This is a genomic window from Tersicoccus solisilvae (assembly GCF_014643255.1).
Classification (GTDB): domain Bacteria; phylum Actinomycetota; class Actinomycetes; order Actinomycetales; family Micrococcaceae; genus Tersicoccus; species Tersicoccus solisilvae.
Genome location: NZ_BMJI01000098.1, coordinates 1 through 542 on the forward strand (window position 1 = coordinate 1; position 542 = coordinate 542).

General features: G+C 55.0%; 1 protein-coding gene. It reads left to right on the plus strand.

Annotated features, from left to right (window positions below; genetic code table 11):
* Positions 1–249: 249 nt before the first annotated feature.
* A partial coding sequence (locus IEX22_RS16425) for an HvfX family Cu-binding RiPP maturation protein (protein ID WP_188669300.1) occupies positions 250–542 on the plus strand: 293 nt, incomplete at its 3' end.

The following is a 542-nucleotide window of genomic DNA, read 5'->3' on the forward strand; positions in this document are numbered from 1 at the left end:
CAGGCACAGCCCTGAGCTTATTAGGCAGACATAGCCCTGAGCTTATGGGGTCGTAAAGCGGGTCTTTGGTCTGTAGAACGGGCATTGGACCATTTGCCCGCGAACCACGCCATGCATCCAGGCCCGTAAGCCGATGCAGAGCAGGCATGGGACTTGTTTGCAGCTTCCTAAAGTAAAGACTGAAATAAAATCGTTTATTGTCGGGTCAACTGCAGCATGACAGGAATACTCCCCGAATAAGAGGTTTTCATGCAAGCCATCATTCAAACCTATGCGGCATTTTTGAAATCACTGCGCCACTTCGCTGGCCTGGCACCGTTGGCATTGCGGCTCTATCTGGCGCCGGTGCTGGTGCAGGCCGGTTACAACAAACTCAGCCACTTCAGCGACACAGCGGCCTGGTTCGGTAATCCGGACTGGGGGCTGGGCTTGCCCATGCCTGAAGTGATGGTGGCGCTGGCGGCCGGGACCGAATTTTTTGGTGGCTTGTTGCTTCTGCTTGGGTTGGCCACTCGGCTGGTGGCTATCCCCATGAGTATTAC